The organism is Pseudoalteromonas sp. AS71, assembly GCF_038900275.1.
GTDB lineage: Bacteria > Pseudomonadota > Gammaproteobacteria > Enterobacterales > Alteromonadaceae > Pseudoalteromonas.
Genome location: NZ_JBBMQZ010000021.1, coordinates 43,496 through 59,689 on the forward strand (window position 1 = coordinate 43,496; position 16,194 = coordinate 59,689).

Sequence of the window (16,194 nt, forward strand, 5' to 3'; positions counted from 1 at the left end):
GGGAGTAAATCAATTCAACTAAAAGAGCGCCCTAGTGAGGGTGCTCAATGTTTTCTAATACTTCACTGAAAGAGTGAGCAATAGGGCTAATATGCAGTGGAATATGTAATGTTTTAGCTATTTGGCGAGCTGAAATTAGACCACAAATTTCGCTACTTGCTGTTGTAACTAATAAAAACATTGTGCCCTGATGCTCCATCGTTTGCAGCGCATCACCAATGCATGCATAGCTTAAGCTTTGCATGCTTACACCTGTAAGACGGTTAACTGGTGTCATAATATCGCGCAAGCTTACTTCGCTTCGTTGCATATTTAAGCGCTCTGCAATAATAGTAATTTTAGAGCTTTGTAAATCGGCGCTAGAAACTAGGCCAATTAATTTTTGGTTCTCGTCGGTTACTAAAACAAAATCAGATTGTTGTGCACTAACTTGTTTAAGTGCATCTGTAATCGTTGTTGTATGTTCTGCACGAATAGGCGTTTTTTGAGTAAAGTTATTTACCATTTTTAGCGCTGGAGATGATAAATCAATCAATGGTTGGTCATCTGCAAATGTGCTTGCTATAACGCCGTGAGAAACATTCTGAGTACGCAATTCTTTAAAGTTAGACATAGTAGTCACCTTAGTAGTTATAAAATTTAATTAAGTTGTAAAATAATGAATTAAATTAAATAGCTAGGTGGTCCGCGTTGGTATGCAGTGCTAAAAGGTCTGTTTAGATTGGTGCTCTTATAAAAAGAATCTACGACATTAGGAAGTGGTTGAAGCGACCTAAAGGTAATAGTATTAACGTGAGAGTCTACGTCAAAATCGAGGTTTGCTTGGTCAGGAATATCACAAGCAATAAAGTGATTAGATAGTTTAGCGTTATCAAGGTTTACGTCAGTGTTGCTGGCATGCAGCGCCAAACTTACACTCATTAAAAGTGCAAACAATACGGCATTACTAAATATGCGCTGTACTATGTTTGACATAACCACGACCTTAATTAACTGCTTTCAAATTAAACAAATCAACTTGAATAATTCAGTTATAGCTTATTGCTTTAATTTACACAATCAAAAGTTAACATGATCTGAATCAAAACTTTTTATTTCTTTTTTTGGTAATCGATACTGTTTACATACCACTGCTTTTTACCCTGAGGAGTAGGTACTTCAAAATCGTCGTCCACTTGTTTTTTTATCAGCGCCCGCGCCATAGGTGAGTCTATTGATATGTAATCTTTACGGTCGTAAATTTCATCAGGACCCACAATTCTGAATTTTTTAACTTCACCTTCTTCGTTTTCAATTTCGACCCACGCACCAAAAAACACTTTTCCATCTTGCACGGGAGAGTAGTCGATGATTTTTAAATCAGGTATGCGTTTGCGTAAATAGCGTACCCGACGGTCAATTTGGCGTAGCAAACGCTTGTTATATTGATAGTCTGCGTTCTCAGAGCGATCTCCGAGGCTGGCTGCCCAGCTTACTATTTTTGTTACTTCTGGGCGTTTAACGTTCCATAGTTGGTCGTGTTCTTGTTGTAATTGTAAGTAACCTTCGCGGGTAACTAAATTTGTTTTCATGGTGAATTCTTTATTAACTCTAATGGTGTGCACGTTATTAAATTTGCCAAAACTTGTCGAGCGTAAAATGTAATAAAGTACGAGTAAGGAAGCTTTGAAATGTTCAGTAACAATCTAAGCAAGTAATTAGTTTTTGATTATTAAGTTTTTCATTTATATTAACTAGTAATTGGATATAAAAATAAGAAAGAGATTATGGGACACGAGACCACAAAAGTATTAGTTGTTGATGACGATATGCGCTTACGCAGTTTGCTTGAACGTTACTTAGTAGAGCAAGGCTTTATTGTTAGAACCGCAGGAAACTCGGAGCAAATGGATAGACTCCTAGAGCGAGAAAACTTTCACTTAATGGTTCTCGATTTAATGCTCCCGGGCGAGGATGGCTTATCGATTTGCCGCCGTCTACGCCAAAAAGAAAATGAAATTCCTATTGTTATGCTTACTGCAAAGGGCGACGAAGTAGACCGCATTATTGGCCTTGAACTTGGCGCTGACGATTACATTCCAAAACCATTTAATCCACGTGAGCTACTTGCTCGCATAAAAGCAATTTTACGTCGCCGCGCAAAAGAAGTGCCAGGCGCACCTGCTGCTGAAGAAAACTTAATCGCTTTTGGTAAATTTACGCTTAATTTAGCAACGCGCGAAATGAGTGAAGGGGATAAAACAATATCGCTTACCAGTGGTGAGTTTGCAGTGCTAAAAGCGCTTGTTTCGCATCCGCGTGAGCCACTTAGCCGCGATAAGCTAATGAACTTAGCGCGTGGGCGTGATTACAGTGCGCTTGAGCGAAGTATTGATGTGCAAGTGTCGCGACTTCGACGCATGATTGAAGTAGATGCTGCTAATCCACGTTATATTCAAACCGTTTGGGGTTTGGGGTATGTGTTTGTTCCCGACGGTGAAAAGTAATATTTATGGGCATGTTTCCGCGCAGTGCTTTTGGACAAACTGTTTTTTTAGTGGCGGCTCTGCTACTCATAAATCAAATAGTGTCTTATGTTACGGTTAGTTTTTATGTTGTAAAACCAACCATTGAGCAAGTTAACTTGATGCTTGCTAAGCAAATTAAAACGGTATTTATTGACTGGGAAGATGGCGTTGAAATAAACGACGAAGTATCTGCAAAGTTTTTTGAAATCACTGGCATTGAAGTGATGACTCAGCGAGAAGCAATGCGCCAAGGGCTTGGGCAAAGCCGCGAGTATTCTATGCTATCGCGCAGCATGACTGAGCAACTTGGTGGTTACTCTCGTGTACGTATTAGCCAAACTGATCCGTTGATTTATTGGGTGGAAGCACCGCAAGCGCCAGGTTATTGGGTAAAAGTACCGCTTAAAGGCTTTAAAGAGAATAACTTAGAGTTTTTAACGTTTTACTTATCAAGTATTGGTTTTTTAAGTGTGCTGGGTGGGTGGTTGTTTGCAAGGCACCTTAATAGGCCATTAAAAGCACTGCAACAAGCTGCTGTGAAAGTGGGTAAAGGCGATTTTTCTACTAAGTTAGAAGAACAAGGCTCAACAGAGGTAATAGAAGTAACGCGTGCGTTTAACCAAATGTCGCGCGGAATTGCCGCACTCGAAAACGACCGCCGTTTACTAATGGCCGGTGTATCTCATGATTTACGTACGCCGCTTACGCGTATTCGTTTAGCTACCGAAATGATGGTTGATGAAGATGATTATCTTCGTGAAGGTATAATTTACGATATAGAAGACATGAACGGGATTATTGATCAGTTTATTGAGTATTTACGCCACCATAAACGTGAAGAACTAAGTTGCGAAGATATAAATGCTTTAGTTGCCGAGGTTGTCAATTCTGAGCTTCAACATCAACGTACTATTACCTTTAAAAGTAATCCTAATATAGGCAATATACCGTTAAGCTCTGTGGCTATTAAGCGTGTAATTACCAATATGATTGGTAATGCACTGCGTTATTCTGAGGGCGATATTGAAGTACTTAGCTACTTTAATTCAAACAAAAAATACGTGGTTATTGCTGTAAACGATAGTGGCCCCGGCATTCCTGAAAACGAATTAGAGTCTGTGTTTGAGCCCTTTAAACAAGGCGATGCTGCACGTGGCAGTGAAGGCAGTGGTTTAGGTCTTGCTATTATTAAACGCATTGTTGATATGCACGACGGTAAAGTAAAACTAGAAAACCGTCCAGAAGGCGGTTTAAGTGCACAAGTATATTTGCCAATAAAAGTATTAACCCCTGCATAGTAAATGCAGGGGTTTTATTATATTAAAGTGCTTTAAAACGAATAGCTGTGCCGCCACTGGTGGCCAGCTCAAGCGTTAGTTTATCGTCTGTAGTTACAATACGTTTTTCGATAGTTATATCGTACGGATTATTTTTCCACTCTGCGTTTTTACCATCTTTATAAATTTGCGCTTCGAACTTTTTGCCTTGCTCTAAAAAGTCGAGTTTTACCTCAATAGTTCGGGCTTTTTCGTCAGTAACAGCACCTAAGTACCAATCGTTTCCTGAGTATTTAGTGCTTTTACGCTCTTTACGAGCGAATACAATAAAGTCGCCTACTTCACCATCAAGAGCAATGCTTTGCTGCCAATCTGTTGGTACGTCTTGAATGAATTGAAACGCATCGGGCTTAGCTAAGTAGTTTTTAGGTAAGTCGGCAGCCATTTGAATTGGACTATACAAAACAACGTAAAGTGCGAGTTGTTTGGCGAGAGTGGTTTGTGGGCGGTTTGTATCGCCTCCTAAACCATTAAAGCTCATATCAAAAATACCTGGCGTAAAATCCATCGGCCCAGATAGCATGCGGGTAAAAGCAAGCATTGGTACATGCTCTGGTGGGTTAGGTGGCGAACCCCATGCATTGTATTCTTGTCCGCGTGCGCCTTCGCGCGCAATCCAGTTTGGATAAGTACGGCGCAGGCCTGTATCTTTAATTGGCTCGTGAGTGTTAATGCTAATTTTATGTTTAGCTGCAAGTTTTACGTTATAAAGGTATTCGTTAACCATAAACTGGCCGTCATGCCATTCGTGGCGAGCAATACCGTTTTTGTCTATACGTTTTATATTTCCGCCATCGGCTACATAACCTGTTTTTACTTGGCTTACGTTTGATTTTTCGTAAAGGGCAAAAGCATCTTCCATTTGGTCACGGTAGTTGCTTACATTGCCTGATGTTTCATGGTGGCCAATGAGTTGTACGCCTTTTTCTTTGCCGTACTGAGTAAGCGCTGCTATATCAAAGTCGTCGTACGGTTTGGTAAAGTTAAATACATCGCCATTAAAATACCAATCGCCATCCCAGCCAATATTCCAGCCTTCAACGAGTACGCCATCAAAACCATACTGCGCTGCAAAATCCATATAGTATTTTGTGGTTTGCGTAGTGGCGCCGTGTTCTTTACCGCTACCCCAAGTTTGCGTGTTTATATGCATACCCCACCAAATACCGACGTATTTACCAGGTTTAACCCACGACACGTCACCGAGTTTATTAGGCTCGTTTAGATTTAGTATTATATCTGAGTTAACTAAGCCAACAGCGCTGTCAGCTATTTGAATGGTGCGCCATGGTGTTTTAAAAGCACCTTGTTTTTTAACGGCGACACCATCTGACCACGGCGTTAAATCGGCAGTAAACGTACCAGAGCGACGCTGATTAAGTACCATGGCTGCATAATCAACAAGTGCGGCTTCATGAATACTAATATGAGTACCATCACTTGTTTTAAACGTAAATGGTGTGTGAGCTAGTGGGGCTTCGTTAAGTGGGGTGGTGTTGTAAATATATTCGTAGCGGTTCCAGCCACGAGCAGGTATCCACCATGCTGTTGCATCATGGCTATTGTTTATTGCAAATTCAGTTAACTCTTTGGTTATTTCTGTATGTTCGAAGCCTACTTGTTGTGGTACTTCGTATCTAAATCCAACCCCACTATCAAATGCTTTAAATCGAATAGTGTAGGTGTCTTTATTTGGCTCGTTTTTTGTAAAAGTAATGGCTACTTCATTATATTCGTCAACAACATTTTGGCGCTCGCCCCAGGGTTGTTGCCACTGTGTATTAACGCTTTGTTGTTTAATGCTTTTAATTTTAAAGCCGTCGCTAAAGGCCGCTTGTGTTTTAAATTCAAACCCCAGTAAAGATTTGTTTATAACCGCTTTGTTTTTAAATTTTATTGCGTAGCTTGGCGTGTTGTTTTCGTCAGAGATGCTTACTGTTATTTGTGTGTCTGGCGATTTTAGCTCTACGGTTTGTCCGTAGCTATTACTAGCAAAGGCTAAAAGCACAAGTGCAGGAATTCTCATGGTGTGCCCTTAGATGAGTCGGTGGTGACATTTAAGGATAATGACTGTTGATGATTAATACGACTGCCTACATACGTATTCAATGTTTTAAAAAATAGAAAGAATTTGGTGGCTTAATCGGTCTATAATGTAAACAAATTGATAATAGCGACAAGAAAATGATAAAAAGCTTACTTTGTGTATTTTTACTAAGTGTTAGTACTGGAGTTTTTGCAGCAAATATAACAATTAAAAATGCTAATAATGGCCCATTACCTAATGCTGTTGTGTGGCTAACTGCAGGAGATTCCTCTAGCGTTATTCCTCCAGAAGCACCTTATGCGATGACCCAGCAAAATCGAGAGTTTAAGCCGCGTATTTTAGTTGTCCCACAAAATGCAAAGGTAGAGTTTCCGAATGCGGACTCAATCATGCATCATGTTTATTCATTTTCTAAAGCTAAAACGTTTGAATTAAAACTATATAAGGAGCATCCAAAAGCGCCTATTACTTTTGAACAAACGGGTGTTGTTGAGCTTGGCTGTAATATTCATGATTGGATGTTAGGCTATATTGTGGTGGTAGATAGCACTATTTTTGCAATCACTGATGAAAATGGACATGTAGATTTAAATGCCAATGCAGGCGAATACACGTTAAGTGTTTGGCATTCTGGGTTTAGCGATATTAGTAAGATTGAATCTCAAACTATTACTGTGGCTACCAACCCTATCACTTATAAAGTAAAGCAGGAAATAGCGGAGCAAATTGATTTTGCTACGGATGAATTTGATGATTATTAATAGGCTAATGAGACTGGCACTTGTAGCCGGTGCTTTATGTTTTAGTAATGTGTTGTATGCACAAGTAAAAGGCTTAATACAAATTAGAGCCGTGCAGGGTGATAATACGCTTAGTTTTCAAGAAGGCGGTATCGGACTATATCGGCACGATACTAAAAGTGATGAGCTTATTCTATCGCAAGGTATTTTAGATTTTAATGTTGATTTAGCATCTAGCTGGTCGGCTCACGGCGTGTTAAATGCGAATCAAGATCCTGACGTTGGCCTTGGTTTTACGCAAGCTTTTGTAAAGTATCAGCCACTATCTAACAGTAACTATAAATGGCACGTGCGCGTAGGGGGATTTTATCCGCTTATGTCGCTTGAAAACCCTGACATAGGCTGGACTTCTCCTTATAACTATACAAATTCAGCTATTAATAGCTGGATAGGTGAGGAAGTGCGTACCGTTGGTGCTGAAGTAACTATTAAGCGCCCAGCAAAACGTTTTAACAGCAGACATAGCTTTAGCTTTGTAGGTGCGACATTTAAAGGCAATGACCCCGCAGGTACTTTACTCGCATGGCGTGGCTTTGCATTACACGATAGACAAACAACGTTTAACGAAAGCGTGCAATTTGCGCCTGTAGCGGCATTAAATGAATACGAATTACGCTGGCAAGCTAATCAGGTTTTACCGTTTGAGGAAGTAGACGGGCGCTTTGGTTATTACGCCGGTATACATTGGGATTACTTAAAGCAGTCTCAATTTAGAATCTACTATTATGATAATAATGGCGATCCAAATACTGTTAATTATAGTTCTGGGCAATATGCTTGGAATACTCGATTTACGAGCGCCGCTTGGCTTTATAAATTTAACAGCAAGACACGTTTTATCGCTCAGGCACTCAATGGTAAAACTGAAATGGGCAGTAACGCATTAATTGATAATGCTTTTTATAGTCATTATTTAATGCTAAGCCATAAAGAAGGCAAACATCGAGTTTCAGTACGTTACGATTATTTTAAAGTTACTGACAACGACACAACCGCGTTTGACCCTAATGCAAGCAATGGGGAAGGCTTAACAGCAACATGGCGCTACCAGCTCACTAATAAACTACAAATAGGGGTTGAAGGTTCTGCACTTAAAAGTGCTGCTAAAAATAGAGAGCCAATTGGATTTAATGAACGAATCTCGCAGCAGCAAATAATGCTAAATGCGCAATGGCGTTTTTAAAAGTATAAAAAAGGGAGCATTTAAAGCTCCCTTTTTAGTTTAATAAAATTGGTATAGATTATACCAACCTGCATAAATCTTTGATCAATTTAACGAATTAAATTGCACTATAACGTCGTTAAAAATTTTTTATTTAGAACAACTAGATACAAAAATTTTTGCCTAGTTCTAGCGTAATTTTCTTAACGTTAAATAGACCCCATATATAAGCAGATTGGTATTATTTTTTATCGAATGCGCGTTTCATGTAGTTAGGTGTAGCGAGTGCGCCATGATGAATACCGCTATTGTAGTATTCACTGTGCTCGGCTATTTGTGCCGCGCCATCTTCTCTAAAGCCGTCAAATGCTTGTGATTTACGTGCAAGTGTTACTGACCATAAACCGCTTGGGTAAATTGGTTGTGGGAATGGTAATGTTTGTAAATCGTTAAAGCCTACGCTTAGCATTGCTTCGCGCATTTCAACTAATAATGGCATGTGCATAAGTGGCGATTCACTTTGTTGCACTAAAATACCTCCTGGGCGCAGTGCATCTAAACAGCTTGTGTAAAACGCATGGTTAAATAAACCTTCACCCGGACCTACCGGATCGGTGCCATCAACAATAACCACGTCGATAGATTCGCCAGCGGCTTCGCGCATGTATTTAATACCGTCGTCAAACATAACCGTTGCACGGGCGTCGTTATTAGATTCACAAAGCTCTGGGAAGTATTTTAACGACATTTGCGTTACTACTTCGTCTATATCTATTTGCGTTACAGTTTCTACGCCTGGGTGTTTTAATACTTCGCGTAAAGTACCGCAGTCGCCGCCGCCAATAATAACGACGTTTTTAGGGTTTGGATGCGCTAAAAGTGCAGGGTGGCTGATCATCTCATGATAAAAGAAGTTTTCGCGGGTTGTTACCATAGTACACCCGTCGATGATCATTAAATTACCAAAGTCTGTGGTTTCAAACATTTCTACCTTTTGAAAAGGAGACTGTTTTTCATCTAACTTTTTATTAATACGTAATGAAAATGCGCTGCCATCGCGGTCGCTAATTTCAGTAAACCACTTACTTTGATCTAAATTTGCCATAGTTACTATTACACTTTTTAGGTTGAGTATGAAAAAGGGGCAATTCTGCCAGTGCTTGGCGTTTTGCTCAATGACATTTTAACTGATTTGACGAATAAAGTTAGTTAGGAGTGAGTGAAAGTTCAATTTTTGTTAGCCTAGTGGATAGTGACGTATTAAAATGCGCCTTTATACCTAATTGACTAAAGAAGAGTTGCTATGACCTGGGGTTTAGAAACAGCACGCGCCACTTATAACGTTGCTCATTGGAGTGATGGTTATTTTGATATTAATGCACAAGGCGAACTGGTGGCTTACCCAGATGGCGACCAAACAAAACCGGCCATTTCTTTAACGCAATTAACTGAGCAGTTTAAGCAACAAGGTTTAACGTTGCCGGTTTTAGTGCGCTTTACTGATATTTTAAAAAATCGTGTAGACACACTTACTAACGCGTTTACGCAAGCGCGAGCAAATCGTGAATATAACGGCAAATACACCTGTGTTTATCCAATTAAAGTAAATCAACAGCGCTCTGTAGTGAGTAAATTATTAGCGCATCCAAGCGGGCTTGTTGGCTTAGAAGCAGGCTCAAAGCCAGAACTTATGGCTATTTTGGGCGTGGCAAAAGAGCCAATCACTATTGTATGTAACGGCTATAAAGACAGTGAGTTTTTACGCTTAGCGTGTATTGGTCAAGCAATGGGCCACAGCGTAAAAATTGTGGTAGAAAAGCTTTCAGAACTGACCACCTTATTAGAAGAAATAGACAACCTAGGCATTGAACCGGCTATTGGTATTCGCATTCGCCTAAACTCAGTAGGCAAAGGCAAGTGGCAAAATACGGGCGGCGAAAAAGGCAAGTTTGGTTTAACTGCGGGTCAAGTACTAAGCGCAGTTGAAGTGCTTAAAAAGCATAATAAATTGCACCTAATGCAAATGGTGCATTTTCATATAGGTTCTCAAATTGCCAACATTCGCGATATTCACCGTGCTTTACGTGAATGTGCACGCCACTTTGCTGAGCTTACACAATTAAACGTACCGTTAAATACCGTTGATGTGGGCGGCGGCTTAGGCGTTGATTACGAGGGCTCTGGCTCACGTAGTGCGTGTTCAATGAATTACACCGTAGAAGAGTACGCGCGTAACGTAGTGAATGCATTTGCAGAAGTGTGTGACCAACATAATCTTACGCATCCGGCTATTATCACCGAATCGGGGCGTGCTTTAACGGCTCACCATGCGGTATTAATTACTGATGTAATTGACGTAGAAAAAGCGCCTAATCATCTAAATCCAGAGCCACCACTTGAAAATAGCGTATTAGTACTTGATGAAATGTGGCAGTGTTTACAGCGTTTGAACCCGCGTATGGCGCTTGAGATTTATCACGATGCTATGCACTTATTTAGCGAAGCGCACGATCAGTACGTGCATGGCTTAGTAAGCATGCTAGAGTGGGCGAAAATAGAGCAGCTTTACTTTACTATTTTACATCGTGTGCGGGCATCACTTAGTAATAACGCGCGCGCGCACCGTGAAGTACTCGACGATTTAAACGAAAAACTTGCAGATAAACTGTTCGTTAACTTTTCATTATTTCAGTCATTGCCTGATGTTTGGGGTATTCAGCAGTTGTTTCCGGTTATGCCAATCGAAAATTTAACTCAGCCATTGACTCAGCGCGCGATTATTCAAGATATTACCTGTGACTCTGATGGGCAAATTCGTGAGTACGTTGAAGGCGCTGGTATCGAAACCAGCCTACCAATACCTGAATATAAGCATGGCGAGCAGTACCATATTGCTATGTTTATGGTCGGCGCGTATCAAGAAATTTTAGGCGATTTACATAACCTATTTGGTGACACTGATTCGGTGCACGTAGAGCTTAACGATGAAGGTTATGTGTTAACCAATGCCATAAAAGGTGATAGCGTTAAGGATGTATTAAAGTTTGTTGACTATGATAGCGCCATTTTAGCTGACAACTTTGCGTACCAAGTTAATAAACTTGATGTATCAGTACAGTGTAAGGAAGGTTATTTAGCTGAGCTTAATGCAGGCCTTGAAGGCTATACCTATTTTGAAGATTAATTTGTAAGCAACTGAAAGCGCAGTATTAGTGGCTGCGCAATGTTTAAAGGAATGGAAGTAATGTCAGTTATTCGCAGTGTATTTAGTATTATTTTTTACACAATAAACACACTTTTTTGGTTTGTGCCTATTTTTGTTTGTGGGCTTATAAAGCTTATCCCTATTAAGCCTTTACAAAAGCTTATGAGCTGGGCAGCTAAGCAATTTGCAACTATTTGGGTTACCTTTAATAGCTTAAATCAAAAGTTATTTACGCCAACTAAACTTAATGTAACTGGCCTTGAAGACCTTAAACTAAAGGATTGGTACCTAGTAATAGCAAATCACCAAAGCTGGGTCGATATTTTAGTATTGCAACGTGTGTTTAATCGAAAAATTCCATTTTTAAACTTCTTTTTGAAAAAAGAGCTTATTTACGTGCCTATTTTAGGTTTGTGTTGGTGGGCGCTTGATTTTCCGTTTATGACTCGCACGAGCAAAAGCCAATTAAAAAAGAATCCAAAGTTGCGTGGCAAAGATTTAGAAACCACGCGTAAAGCGTGTGAAAAATTTAAAGAAATGCCGGTAACCGTAGTTAACTTTGTAGAAGGCACTCGTTTTACTACACAAAAGCACGCGCGCCAAAATAGCCCGTTTCCACATTTATTAAAACCAAAAGCCGGCGGGATTGCTTTTGTAATGCAAGCAATGGGCGAGCAAATTACTAAAGTGGTTAACGTAACAATTCACTACCCTGATGGCATTCCTACTTTTATGGATTTTGCTGGTGGTAAGGTAAAAAATATCAACGTACACGTGGAAGTAAGGCCGGTAAGCGAAGAACTTATTGGTGACTACACAGGTGATTCTGAATTTAGAGTCCGCTTTCAAAGCGAGTTAAACCGCTTATGGGAAAACAAAGAGCAAACACTGCAATCGCTCGAAAAAACCATAAGTAAAAGGTAAAAATATGAGCTTACAGTTATGCTAAAAAAGTGGTTACCCAATTGGCTTAACGGCTTAATTGTAGGCTGCGTATTGTTTTCTAACATGATACTTTTTGGCTCGCTAGTATTTGTACTGGGCCTTATTAAGTTATTACTGCCTTTGCCTGTGGTTAACTCTATATTACACAGCGCTTACCGAGGTTGGTGTAACGGCAACCGTTTAGGGCTTTGGTTAGGTTGCCCTAATATTGTGGTTGATATAAGTGGCGACTTAAACTCAAAAAGTTGGTATTTACTTATTTGTAACCACGCGAGTTGGTTAGATATAACCGTACTTAGCTCATTACATGCATTGCCTGCCCCTAAGTTCTTTTTAAAAGACGGGTTAAAATACATGCCTTTTATTGGGACTGGTGCGTGGGCTATGGGTATGCCGTTTATGAAACGGGTAAGCAAAGCGCAACTAGCTAAAAACCCAAAGTTGAAAGGATTAGATGTAGAGCGCACCAAGCGTAGCTGTCGTAATTTTCGTCATCATCCTACTACCATCATTAATTTTGTTGAAGGTACACGCTATACGCCAGCCAAACATAATCTGCAACAAAGTCCTTTTAAGTATTTATTAAAGCCTAAAGCTGGCGGCATCGCTTTTGCGCTTGAAGTATTAGCCGATCAATTTGATGCCATGCTTAATACAAGTTTAGTGTATAGCGGTAAAACAGATCATGTTTGTCGTAACTTGTTAAAAGGTGAGCTAGATTCTATTTATGTTTCAATAAACGTAACGCCCATTAATGAAAGCATGCAGGGCAGCTATCAAAGCGATGACGTATTTAAAGTTAATTTTCAACATTATGTGAATGAGCTATGGGTTGCTAAAGATCAGCAGCTTGCCGACATTTATGCTCAACAAGATTTACCTGAACCACAAATCAGTAAGGAAATTGAAACACTATGACCAACACCCACCTACAGGAATTAATTGCTCCTTGGTTTGAAAAAGTACCCGACGCGGATTTTCTTAGCTCAATCACCGCAGTCTCGATAGGGATCTTTTCTTTATTAATTGTTTACTTATTTACTCGTAGGTTAATGTTACCTGGCATTCAAAAAATAGTGACGAGGCTTTCCCCTGAGCGAATTGGTGCGCTTTCGCCTATGCTTAATAAGCTAAATAAACGTATTGCAGGAATGCTTTGCTGCGTATTGTTTTTAGCTACATTTGATAGTGTATACCCAGTTAACGAAATAGCAGCAGAAATACTAAAAACGATAGGACAAGCTTTACTCATTATTTATGCCGGGTTCATTTTTAGTAGTATTGTGAGCATTGCGGGTACTATTTATAACCAGTTAGAGTTTGCCCGCGAAGTACCCATTCAAGGCTTAATTCAGGTTGTTAAGCTAATAACCTTTATTGTGTGTGCAATTTTAATTGTGAGCATTTTTCTTGAGAAGTCACCTACTTATATTCTCTCTGGCTTTGGTGCTATTGCTGCCGTTACGTTATTAGTATTTAAAGACACTATTTTAGGCTTTGTAGCCAGTATTCAAATAGCAGCAAACCGTTTAGTAACCTATGGTGATTGGATTCAAGTAGAAAACTACGGCGCCGATGGCGAAGTAATTGATTTGGGTTTAAACACTGTAAAGGTACGTAACTGGGATAACACCATAACAACTATTCCAACTTATATGTTGGTAGCGGGTTCATTTAAAAACTGGCGCGGCATGCAAGAGTCGGGCGGTAGGCGTATTAAACGTTCACTTAACATAGATATGCACAGTATTTGTTTAGTGGGTGATGAGTTTAGAAAGCAAATTGATGCGGCTATTCCACTTCATGACTATATCCGAGTAACGACATTACCTGCTCAGGTTTCTAATTTAGGGCTGTTTCGTCGTTATGCAGAAGGCTATTTAAAACAGCACAGTAAAATTAATACGTCGCTTACGTTAATGGTACGAGAGCTACAACCACTTAATCATGGTTTGCCTATTGAGTTTTATTGCTTTAGTGAAGATAAACGCTGGATTTCGTACGAGCACTTACAAGCCGAAATAATGGATCATTTGCTTGCGGTATTACCTGTGTTTGGGCTTAGGGCGTATCAAAGTGTTAGTGGGCAGTTAAGCCCTCCTAACGAGCAACAAACAGATAAGCCAACATTTAGAGTGATGGCAAATAGTGTTGTAAAAGACCCACAGTAATAAACAAAGCTAAGAGCCACCAAATAGGTGGCTTTTTAAATTGCAGCCATGCAAATACAATTATTACTAACGCAACTTGCCAAAGACTATGCACAGCTGATGTCCAGATTGGCGAATACAGTGCAGCCGCTAAAAAACCGACTACCGCAGCATTAAGCGCCGCTATTGAGCTTGCAAAGCGTGGCTTACTTGCCAAGTTAATCCAGCTCTTTTGAAACGCGAGTATAAGTAAAAAACCAGGCATAAATATAAGCAGTGTAGCTATAAGGGCACCCACTAAAGGTTGCTCTGTAGTAAGTTGTGCGCCTAAGTAAGTAGCAATAGTAAACATAGGTCCTGGCACCGCTTGTGCACTCGCGTAAGCACTTAAAAACTGATCATCACTCAATGCTGGCACGCCAGCTTGAAGTACCGGCAGTACTACGTGTCCGCCGCCAAACACCATTGCACCTGCTTGGTAAAAAGGGGCAAACAAAGCAAACTCATGCCCTAGTGGAATAAAGCTCACACCAAGTAAGAGCGCAAATAACCCCAGTGCAATCCAATTAATATTGCTTTTTGTACTGCTAACATTTTTTGTGGCTGTACCAAGTTTTAATAAAGGCCATATAGCACCTACTGTTGCAGCGGTTATTAAAATAGCGATTTGAGTGGCCATCATTGGAAATAATACCAAAGCAAGTGTACTCATTACGGCAAGTAACTTAAGCGCAGCACTTGTACAAAAGCTTTTAGCCATACTAAGTGTGGCATCAGCAACTATAACAACGGCAAATAACTTTAAGCCTGTAATAATAGCAAAGTAAACAGCGTCAAACTGATGAGCACTAACCGCAAGCAGCACCATTATTAAAAACGAAGGCAGAGTAAAACCTACAAAAGCAGCTATACCACCCAGTACTCCAGCACGCTCAACACCAATAGCAAAACTAACTTGGCTAGAGCCTGGTCCTGGCAGTGCTTGGCTTAAACTAATAAGTTGTGCGTAACGCGTGTTAGTTAACCAATTTAACGAATCTACAAAGTGGCGTTTAAAATAACCTAAATGCGCAGCAGGGCCTCCAAAGCTCATACACCCTAGTAAAAAAAACTGTCTAAAAATAGCAATTAACATTGCGCCAATATCCTTTGTAAAATTCATTAAATTGTCACAGCGTAGTATGACATTTTTATTAAAATGGCACATTAGTTTGAGGTCTGTTTAACAATCAAGCAAGATGCGTTGCTTTTAACACTCTCTTCATAGTTTGTTCATACATGTATTTGCATACTCTTGCTAAATTCTTAATGAATAAGGTATCACCATGACTTTAACTAAATCACTTTTAAGCGTAACCGTAGTAGCTGTATTACTTTCTGGTTGTGAAATGAATAACACAGGTAAAGGAGCCGCTATAGGCGCCGCAGCCGGAGGTGTATTAGGTAAGGCTACGGGTAATCATAAAGATAAACGTATTTTTATTGGTGCAGCTATTGGTGCACTAGCGGGCGCGGCTGTTGGCGACTACATGGATAAGCAAGAAGAAGCATTTCGTGATGAGTTAGCGGGCTCTGGTGTAGAAGTAGTACGAGAGGGCGATAACTTACGCTTAGTAATGCCATCAAACATTACGTTTGCGACCGACCAATCTTATATTTCGTCTGGCTTTAACGATACCTTAGATGCTATTGCTAAAGTGATGAACAAATACGAAAAAACGTACCTTAGTGTAGAAGGTCATACCGACAGTACGGGTAAAGATAGCTACAACATGAACTTGTCGCGCGAGCGTGCACAAAGCGTGAAAGACTACTTAGTGAACCAACAAATTATGGCTGCACGAGTTAGCACTAAAGGCTATGGCGAAACACGCCCAATTGCGACTAATGATAGTGCAAATGGCCGTGCTCAAAACCGCCGTGTAGAAATTCAGATAGTGCCAAATACACAAGATTAATAGCTAAAACCGCGCAAATGCGCGGTTTTGTTTATTTTAATGGCACTTTTACCTGCGTTAGTTGTCATAAATAGTCCTTCAAT

At 40.1% G+C, this 16,194-nt stretch carries 15 protein-coding genes; 9 read left to right on the forward strand and 6 right to left on the reverse strand.

Going from position 1 to position 16,194, the window contains the following annotated elements; translation table 11 throughout:
- Window positions 1–31 precede the first annotated feature (31 nt).
- The 3 genes from WNY98_RS15735 to greB form a co-directional block, all read right to left on the reverse strand.
- Window positions 32–613 (reverse strand): CBS domain-containing protein, encoded by a 582-nt coding sequence (locus WNY98_RS15735; RefSeq protein WP_024599663.1) that lies wholly within the window; start codon window positions 611–613, stop codon window positions 32–34.
- A 50-nt stretch (window positions 614–663) separates the two neighbouring features.
- The gene (locus tag WNY98_RS15740) at window positions 664–975 is read right to left on the reverse strand and encodes a hypothetical protein (protein ID WP_342878365.1); all 312 of its coding nucleotides are present in this window, start codon (window positions 973–975) and stop codon (window positions 664–666) included.
- Window positions 976–1,091: 116 nt separating this feature from the next.
- Window positions 1,092–1,571, reverse strand: coding sequence for a transcription elongation factor GreB (greB, locus tag WNY98_RS15745; protein WP_076925836.1), 480 nt, complete (start codon window positions 1,569–1,571; stop codon window positions 1,092–1,094).
- Window positions 1,572–1,766: 195 nt separating this feature from the next.
- Here greB and ompR point away from each other — a divergent pair, with 195 nt between their 5' ends.
- Together ompR and envZ are read left to right on the forward strand one after the other, a co-directional pair.
- On the forward strand, window positions 1,767–2,486 hold the full coding sequence (gene ompR / locus WNY98_RS15750; protein WP_002959552.1) for a two-component system response regulator OmpR: 720 nt from the start codon (window positions 1,767–1,769) through the stop codon (window positions 2,484–2,486).
- Between the two features lie 5 nt (window positions 2,487–2,491).
- Entirely contained in the window at window positions 2,492–3,805 is a 1,314-nt protein-coding gene (gene envZ / locus WNY98_RS15755; protein ID WP_024599469.1) for a two-component system sensor histidine kinase EnvZ, read from the forward strand.
- A 22-nt stretch (window positions 3,806–3,827) separates the two neighbouring features.
- Here the strand turns inward: envZ and WNY98_RS15760 are convergent, their stop codons facing one another.
- Window positions 3,828–5,870: a glycoside hydrolase family 97 protein gene (locus tag WNY98_RS15760; RefSeq protein WP_342878366.1), complete on the reverse strand. Its 2,043-nt coding sequence runs from the start codon at window positions 5,868–5,870 to the stop codon at window positions 3,828–3,830.
- A 158-nt stretch (window positions 5,871–6,028) separates the two neighbouring features.
- On the opposite strand from WNY98_RS15760, the gene WNY98_RS15765 reads away from it, so the two are divergent.
- Complete coding sequence (locus WNY98_RS15765; RefSeq protein ID WP_342878367.1) at window positions 6,029–6,652, forward strand: methylamine utilization protein; 624 nt, start codon at window positions 6,029–6,031, stop codon at window positions 6,650–6,652.
- Window positions 6,642–7,874, forward strand: coding sequence for a hypothetical protein (locus tag WNY98_RS15770; protein WP_342878368.1), 1,233 nt, complete (start codon window positions 6,642–6,644; stop codon window positions 7,872–7,874). Before WNY98_RS15765 ends, WNY98_RS15770 begins: the two co-directional genes overlap by 11 nt.
- A gap of 220 nt (window positions 7,875–8,094) precedes the next feature.
- Here the strand turns inward: WNY98_RS15770 and speE are convergent, their stop codons facing one another.
- Window positions 8,095–8,958, reverse strand: coding sequence for a polyamine aminopropyltransferase (gene speE / locus WNY98_RS15775; RefSeq protein ID WP_010554937.1), 864 nt, complete (start codon window positions 8,956–8,958; stop codon window positions 8,095–8,097).
- 198 nt (window positions 8,959–9,156) lie between these two features.
- Between speE and speA the strand changes: the two genes are divergently transcribed.
- From speA to WNY98_RS15795, 4 genes are read left to right on the forward strand one after another with little or no spacing between them, the layout of a single operon-like run.
- Window positions 9,157–11,037 carry a biosynthetic arginine decarboxylase gene (gene speA, locus WNY98_RS15780; RefSeq protein WP_342878369.1) on the forward strand — a complete coding sequence of 627 codons (1,881 nt, stop codon included), beginning with the start codon at window positions 9,157–9,159 and terminating at the stop codon, window positions 11,035–11,037.
- 60 nt (window positions 11,038–11,097) lie between these two features.
- On the forward strand, window positions 11,098–11,982 hold the full coding sequence (locus WNY98_RS15785) for an acyltransferase (protein ID WP_342878381.1): 885 nt from the start codon (window positions 11,098–11,100) through the stop codon (window positions 11,980–11,982).
- A gap of 18 nt (window positions 11,983–12,000) precedes the next feature.
- Complete coding sequence (locus WNY98_RS15790) at window positions 12,001–12,921, forward strand: acetyltransferase (RefSeq protein WP_121955065.1); 921 nt, start codon at window positions 12,001–12,003, stop codon at window positions 12,919–12,921.
- Complete coding sequence (locus WNY98_RS15795; protein ID WP_024599475.1) at window positions 12,918–14,174, forward strand: mechanosensitive ion channel domain-containing protein; 1,257 nt, start codon at window positions 12,918–12,920, stop codon at window positions 14,172–14,174. The genes WNY98_RS15790 and WNY98_RS15795 overlap by 4 nt, the downstream gene beginning before the upstream one ends.
- On the opposite strand, the gene chrA is transcribed toward WNY98_RS15795, so the two are convergent.
- Window positions 14,134–15,288 (reverse strand): chromate efflux transporter, encoded by a 1,155-nt coding sequence (gene chrA / locus WNY98_RS15800; protein ID WP_342878382.1) that lies wholly within the window; start codon window positions 15,286–15,288, stop codon window positions 14,134–14,136. The two genes, WNY98_RS15795 and chrA, sit on opposite strands and share 41 nt — an antisense overlap.
- A gap of 190 nt (window positions 15,289–15,478) precedes the next feature.
- Between chrA and WNY98_RS15805 the strand changes: the two genes are divergently transcribed.
- Window positions 15,479–16,111 (forward strand): OmpA family protein, encoded by a 633-nt coding sequence (locus WNY98_RS15805; protein WP_342878370.1) that lies wholly within the window; start codon window positions 15,479–15,481, stop codon window positions 16,109–16,111.
- Window positions 16,112–16,194: the final 83 nt, after the last annotated feature.